The organism is Bacillus sp. SIMBA_074, from assembly GCF_046534555.1.
In the GTDB taxonomy this organism is placed as follows: domain Bacteria; phylum Bacillota; class Bacilli; order Bacillales; family Bacillaceae_G; genus Bacillus_A; species Bacillus_A mycoides.
This window is the reverse complement of sequence record NZ_JAWRYM010000003.1, coordinates 364,196-371,067: the sequence shown is the minus strand read 5'-3', so window position 1 is coordinate 371,067 and position 6,872 is coordinate 364,196. Positions and strand designations below refer to the sequence as shown.

General features: G+C 37.5%; 8 protein-coding genes and 1 pseudogene. 7 read left to right on the top strand and 2 right to left on the bottom strand.

The features are described 5' to 3' along the window. Both exsA and SB773_RS06590 read left to right on the top strand, forming a co-directional pair. Positions 1-585 (top strand): annotated as a pseudogene (gene exsA, locus SB773_RS06595) (spore coat assembly protein ExsA); the annotation flags it as partial. Between the two features lie 179 nt (positions 586-764). Further along, positions 765-1,409, top strand: coding sequence for a YhcN/YlaJ family sporulation lipoprotein (locus tag SB773_RS06590; protein ID WP_410589083.1), 645 nt, complete (start codon positions 765-767; stop codon positions 1,407-1,409). A 33-nt stretch (positions 1,410-1,442) separates the two neighbouring features. Here SB773_RS06590 and SB773_RS06585 read toward each other — a convergent pair whose 3' ends face one another. Next, positions 1,443-1,877 carry a branched-chain amino acid ABC transporter substrate-binding protein gene (locus tag SB773_RS06585; protein ID WP_410589081.1) on the bottom strand — a complete coding sequence of 145 codons (435 nt, stop codon included), beginning with the start codon at positions 1,875-1,877 and terminating at the stop codon, positions 1,443-1,445. Positions 1,878-2,310: 433 nt separating this feature from the next. Here SB773_RS06585 and SB773_RS06580 point away from each other — a divergent pair, with 433 nt between their 5' ends. Next, entirely contained in the window at positions 2,311-2,826 is a 516-nt protein-coding gene (locus tag SB773_RS06580) for a BofC C-terminal domain-containing protein (RefSeq protein ID WP_215590210.1), read from the top strand. Positions 2,827-2,836: 10 nt separating this feature from the next. Here SB773_RS06580 and SB773_RS06575 read toward each other — a convergent pair whose 3' ends face one another. Next, entirely contained in the window at positions 2,837-3,781 is a 945-nt protein-coding gene (locus SB773_RS06575) for an iron-hydroxamate ABC transporter substrate-binding protein (protein ID WP_215576567.1), read from the bottom strand. A 189-nt stretch (positions 3,782-3,970) separates the two neighbouring features. Between SB773_RS06575 and ruvA the strand changes: the two genes are divergently transcribed. Genes ruvA through queA form a run of 4 tightly spaced genes read left to right on the top strand, consistent with a single transcriptional unit; the run spans position 3,971 to position 6,864 of the window. Then, a complete protein-coding gene (gene ruvA, locus SB773_RS06570; RefSeq protein ID WP_002088786.1) occupies positions 3,971-4,588 on the top strand; it encodes a Holliday junction DNA helicase RuvA in 618 nt (205 codons plus the stop codon). Between the two features lie 5 nt (positions 4,589-4,593). Further along, complete coding sequence (gene ruvB / locus SB773_RS06565) at positions 4,594-5,595, top strand: Holliday junction branch migration DNA helicase RuvB (protein WP_000344470.1); 1,002 nt, start codon at positions 4,594-4,596, stop codon at positions 5,593-5,595. Next, a complete protein-coding gene (locus tag SB773_RS06560; RefSeq protein WP_000138161.1) occupies positions 5,592-5,792 on the top strand; it encodes a DUF2905 domain-containing protein in 201 nt (66 codons plus the stop codon). Before ruvB ends, SB773_RS06560 begins: the two co-directional genes overlap by 4 nt. A 19-nt stretch (positions 5,793-5,811) precedes the next feature. Further along, positions 5,812-6,864 (top strand): tRNA preQ1(34) S-adenosylmethionine ribosyltransferase-isomerase QueA, encoded by a 1,053-nt coding sequence (gene queA, locus SB773_RS06555; RefSeq protein WP_113935637.1) that lies wholly within the window; start codon positions 5,812-5,814, stop codon positions 6,862-6,864. Positions 6,865-6,872 lie beyond the last annotated feature (8 nt).

The window sequence follows — 6,872 nt, the reverse complement described above, 5'->3', positions numbered from 1 at the left end:
ATGCCAAACATGATGCCGATAATGGATAACAACCAAATGCCAAACATGATGCCGATAATGGATAACAACCAAATGCCGAACATGATGCCGATAATGGATAACAATCAAATGCCGAACATGATGCCAATAATGGATAACAATCAAATGCCAAACATGATGCCGATAATGGATAACAATCAAATGCCAAACATGATGCCGATAATGGATAACAATCAAATGCCAAACATGATGCCATATCAACAGCCAATGATGCCGCCATATCCGCCGTATCAGCAACAAAATCCATACAATCAAATGCCGTATCAACAAATGGCGCCGCAATATACTTCTATGCCAAATCCAAATATGATGCCAATGGATAATAATATGCCGCCACTCGTGCAAGGGGAAGAAGATTGTGGATGCGGAGGAGAGAGTAGGTTATATAGTCCGCAACCGGGTGGACCACAATACGCTAATCCTTTATATTATCAACCAACTCAGCCAGCATATGCACCGCAGCCAGGAACGATGTATTATCAGCCAGATCCACCAAATGTATTTGGAGAACCAGTTTCAGAAGAAGAGGATGAAGAGGAAGTTTAAAAAAGGTGGGGTTATTCCCGCCTTTTTTGTATTCGTGATGGTCAGGAATATGGTGAATTTACATTAAGTGCTAGAAAATTCCTAGTGAAATATTAACAGTGTAAAAAACCTCTCTGTTACTCATCATAAGGGGGAGCTTTTCGAAAGAGAAGTTCATTCTAACAAGGGGGGTTTTTATATTGAATACGAAAGTAAAAGTTATTGCTGCTTCTTTGTTAGTTACCAGTGCATTAGCTGCATGTGGTACACCAAAAGATAAGAATGCGATGGATGGACGTAACTCTAATTACGAGCGTACATCTTATAATGACACACACCGATATAATGATAATATGACGCGTAACGACCGTTCTACAGATTATGTAACATATAGAAACGGTCGTAATGACGCAGGATCCAACTATTACCGTGATGTAAATTACAACGGGCAAATTGCTAATCCACACCCAACTCGTAATATTACAATGAACAATTCATACATTAACAATGATGGTAAAACTGCGGAGAAAATTACGAATCGTGTAAAACGTATGAATAACGTAGATCGCGTTTCTACAGTTGTATATGGAAACGATGTAGCGATTGCGGTAAAACCACGTAATTCGGCGACAGATGAAACAGCAATGGCAAACGAAATTCGTCAAGCTGTTGCGAATGAAGTTGGAAATAGAAATGTTTATGTTTCTGTAAGAAATGACATGTTTACTCGTGTTGATGCAATGAGTACGCGTCTACGTAACGGTACAGTTACAAACGATTTTAATCGTGACATAACAAATATGTTCCGAGATATTCGTTACGGTCTGACTGGTACAGTACGATAACAAATCAAAGAGGAAGGGGATAGCCCTTCCTCTTTATTCATCTTTGTCTTGTAAACGACGTTTTTTAATGAAGTAACTAACAGAATAAGAAGTTAAAAAACATACGAAGAGGATACTACCTGTAAGGATAGCTTCAAACAGCGGTCTCTCTGGACTGAAAATGATATAAATAATAGCCATAATAATTCCGACGATAAGGGAGCGTAAGACAAGTTTGTAATAAGGAGTTAATGTTATTTCCTTTTCGCTTTCTTCTACATCAATTGAAACACTTAATTGTAAATAACTAAGTACAATACTTGTAAGAATAAATAATAGCCACAATGGAGATTTCGTCATTTGATCCATTCCTTCTGTGAATCCGATATAACCTAAAATTCCGATTATACCAATTGATTGAAAAAGAAAGGCAATACGTATGTTTTTTAACGTTTGAAGTATGAGGCGTTCATCTTTAATTTTTTTCAAGGCATTCATCCCCTGTTTATATTTATAGTATTAATTGTAACATATATGTTGCATTAATCAATTTATATTTTACATAAATTTCAATTGGTTGAAAGAGGAAGAAAAATATATTTAGAAATATATTGCGCTTCTACCTTGTTAATGTTATATTAGCAAAGCGATGAGCTAATTTACGTAAGTCGAGAGATATGCTTAAGTGCTAAACAAGCGAATGTGGTCGCCTGGTCTTTCGCCGTAAACGCATCAGACGCCTGCTTTGCAGGCGTCTTTCATTTTATATAAAATTAAATGATACATGCAGATGAGGATTAACCCTTATCTGCATTTTTTATTTTCCTTAGAAATTTAATGCTATTGTTTATATGGATAAAACCCCCATTTCCGGAAAAGCTACAAATGAAAGTATGATTTTGCCTAGAAGAGGTGAACGGAAATGAAATGGATGCTAATTGCAGTGCAAGCTTTCGTTGTGATGTTTTGCTTAGCTTATGGATCCGATGTGAGGGCAGAAGTAGTAGAAAAAGAACCTCAAGTTACAATTTTATTAGAGCGCATGTATGTTGATGGAGAAGTAAGTGAGGAAATACTGACAGAAAAAGTAGCGGATTTAGAAAAGTTTTTGCAGCAATATAAAGAATGGCAACTTGTTGATCGTGATGATGTGCAAATCGTATTACAAAGGAAAGTTGATGATATTTCTCCTTTACTGAAAACGAGCGGTTATTTTGGTGTTTCAGAGGAAGGGATATTGCAAATTTTTAAAGGGGTACCGAAAAGTGATAACGCGATCCATTCCTTCTTTCAAATTGATATGAAAAAGCTTGAGAGCTATGAGCGAGCAAAACTAAAGCGTGGTATTCGTATTAAGTCAAAAGAAGGATTCGTGAAGACAATCGAAAAAATGAAGCAGTACGCAGTGCAAAATAATAAAAAAAGCAGCTCAGGGTGAGCTGCTTTTTTTATTTATTCTTAGCTAAAATCTCTTTTGCGATTTCATCAATTAGCATATCTTTTCCGATTGGATTGAATGCTTTCGTATTGAAGACTTCATTGGATACTTCATATACGTGATTGTTTTTTACTGCTTTATTATCTTTCCAAACCGCACTGTTTTTATAGTCTTCGTACACTTTATCAGCTTCTCCGCCGAAGCTTACAATAAACATTTGATCAGGCTGGAATGCAACAAGACCTTCTAGTGATACTTGTGCCATCGTTTGTTTTAAATCTGTACCTTTTGTTGCTGGAAGTTTTAAGTCGTTAAAGATGATGTCACCATATCCGAAGCTACCGTATACACGGAAGTTTTGTGGTGTTACTGCAACGAACATAAAATTCTCATCTTTTGTTTTTTCTTTAATTTTTTTAGATAAAGAGTCTGCTTTTTTATCGTAGTCTGCAATCCATTGGTCTGCTTTCTTTTCTTCGCCAAATAGTTTACCTACTTCTTTAAACTTACCGCGCCAGTCTTCTAAGTTTGTTTCTAGAACAACTGTCGGTGCAACCTTTTCTAATTGATCGTAAATTTTCAATTGACGATTGTTTAAAATAATTAAGTCTGGTTTTAAAGCGGTAACAGCTTCTAAATCAACTTTAGGTGCCCAGTACCAGCCAACTGCTTTTACTCCGTCTAACTTTTCAGTTAAATGATTTTGGATTTTATCTTTATATGTGTTTGCTGTACCGACAGGTTTATGACCAAGAAGTAATAATTCCTCTGTTGATCCAGATAAATCCACAATTCTCTTTGGATTAGCTGGAATTGTTGCTTCCCCTTTAGCATGTTTTACAACTTTTGTTTTCGGTTGTTCTTTTGCTTTTGCTTCTTCTTTTTGAGAAGAACAGCCAACGATAGAAAGAACAACTAGCATGATAGTAAATAAAATAAATAGCTTTTGTTTCATCCTGATGTAACCCCTTTAATTAATATTGATAATCATTATCGACTTCTGTATATTAATGTTCTTTTTGTATTTATGTCAATAGAAAAAAACGGAAATTGTAAACAGGGAACATTTGTTGGGGCAGTCTCGCTTTTCTATTGTTAAATATGTTAAAATGGAATACATGATTTGAGAGGGAGAGATCGTATTTTGTTTGAATATGTTACAGGTTACGTGGAGTATGTAGGACCGGAATATGTCGTAATTGACCATAATGGAATTGGTTATCAAATTTTCACACCAAATCCGTATGTATTTCAAAGAAGTAAGCAAGAAATCCGTGTCTATACATATCATTATGTGAGAGAAGATATTATGGCACTTTACGGGTTTAAAACACGTGAAGAGCGTTTATTATTTACAAAATTGTTAGGTGTATCGGGGATTGGACCAAAAGGTGCTCTTGCAATTTTAGCTTCTGGTCAAACCGGACAGGTCGTTCAAGCGATTGAACATGAAGATGAGAAGTTCTTAGTGAAGTTCCCAGGCGTCGGAAAGAAAACAGCGCGCCAAATGATTTTAGATTTAAAAGGAAAACTAGCAGATGTTGTACCAGATGCGTTTGTTGATTTGTTCTCAGATACTGAAAGTTTTGATACGAAGAAAGGTTCATCAGTTGAACTTGATGAAGCACTGGAAGCACTGCGTGCACTTGGCTATGCAGAACGAGAAGTCTCTCGCGTTGTACCAGAGTTATTAAAAGAATCACTAACGACGGATCAATATATTAAAAAGGCACTTAGTCTTTTACTAAATGGTAAGAGGTGAGTATAATGGACGAACGTCTCCTTTCAGGGGAATCTGGATACGAAGATGCGGATTTAGAGTATTCATTACGGCCACAGACGCTCCGTCAGTATATTGGCCAAGATAAAGCGAAACATAATTTAGAAGTGTTTATTGAAGCGGCGAAAATGCGTGAAGAAACGTTAGATCACGTACTTTTATATGGCCCACCTGGACTTGGTAAAACGACGCTTGCGAATATTATTGCCAATGAAATGGGTGTTAACATTCGAACGACGTCAGGTCCCGCAATTGAAAGACCAGGAGATTTAGCAGCTGTATTAACAGCGCTTCAGCCTGGGGATGTATTATTTATTGATGAAATTCATCGTTTGCATAGATCTATTGAAGAAGTGTTATACCCAGCGATGGAAGACTTTTGCCTTGATATCGTTATTGGGAAAGGACCGTCAGCTCGCTCTGTACGTCTAGATTTACCTCCATTTACGCTAGTTGGGGCGACGACGCGTGCAGGTGCATTATCAGCACCACTTCGTGACCGTTTCGGTGTACTTTCACGATTAGAGTACTATACAGTAGATCAGCTTTCTGCGATTGTAGAACGTACAGCAGAAGTGTTTGAAGTTGAAATAGATTCGTTAGCTGCATTAGAAATTGCAAGACGTGCCCGTGGTACACCTCGTATTGCGAATCGTCTATTACGACGTGTACGTGACTTCGCACAAGTTCGCAGTGACGGAACGATTGCGATGGAAATTACACAAATGGCGTTAGAACTATTACAAGTAGATAAATTAGGACTTGATCATATCGACCATAAATTACTGCTTGGTATTATTGAAAAGTTCCGCGGTGGTCCAGTTGGATTAGAAACTGTTTCAGCAACGATTGGGGAAGAATCTCATACGATTGAAGATGTGTATGAGCCGTATTTATTACAAATTGGCTTTTTACAAAGAACGCCAAGAGGCCGGATCGTAACACCGCTCGCATATGAGCATTTTGGAATGGAGATGCCAAAAGTATGACGGAGATGCCAAAGCTGCTTATTACAGCCGGTATTTTGCTCATTGTTGTTGGATTAGCTTGGAAGTTCATAGGAAGGCTTCCAGGCGATATTTTTGTGAAAAAAGGTAACGTTACCTTTTATTTTCCTATCATTACATGTATTGTGTTAAGTATTGCATTATCTTTCATTATGTATATAATAAATCGATTCAAATAAGAAATAGGTGGATACAGTTATGGATATTAATCTGTTTGATTTTCATTTACCAGAAGAACTCATTGCACAAATTCCGCTTGAAGAGCGTGAAACATCAAGATTGATGGTGTTAGACCGTGAAACAGGAGATATTGAGCATAAACATTTTACGGACATTCTTTCTTACTTACAAGAGGGGGATTGCTTAGTTTTAAATGAAACGAAAGTGATGCCAGCTCGCTTGCACGGTGTGAAAGAAGATACAGGTGCACACATTGAAGTTCTTCTTTTGAAACAAGAAGAAGGCGATAAGTGGGAAACGCTTATAAAGCCAGCGAAGCGTGTAAAAGAAGGAACTGTCATCTCTTTTGGTGAAGGAAAGTTAAAAGCAACTTGCATTGGAACAGCAGATCAAGGTGGGCGTCAACTTGAGTTTTCATATGACGGCATCTTTTATGAAATTTTAGACGAGCTTGGAGAAATGCCTCTTCCTCCGTATATTAAAGAGACGCTAGAAGATCGCGATCGTTATCAAACGGTATATGCGAAGGAAATCGGTTCAGCAGCAGCACCGACGGCTGGCCTTCACTTTACAGAAGAGTTACTTGAGAAATTGAAGCAAAAAGGCGTCGGGTTAGCATTCATTACACTCCATGTAGGACTTGGAACATTTAGACCAGTTTCTGCAGATACTATTGAAGAGCATCATATGCACGCAGAGTATTACCATATGTCTGAAGAGACAGCTGCGTTATTAAACCGCGTGAAAGAGGATGGCGGCCGTATTATTACTGTAGGTACGACATCAACTCGTACGTTAGAAACGATTGCGACAGATCATAGTGGTAAGCTTTGCGCCGCTTCTGGCTGGACAGATATTTTTATGTACCCAGGATATGAATTTAAAGCAATTGATGGTTTAATTACAAACTTCCATTTGCCGAAATCAACATTAATTATGCTTGTAAGTGCATTTTCAAATAGAGATAATGTACTTCATGCTTATAATGAAGCAGTAAAAGAAAAATATCGTTTCTTTAGTTTCGGTGATGCGATGTTCGTTGCATCTCACGCTAAAATGAGAAACAAATAAAAGGAGTA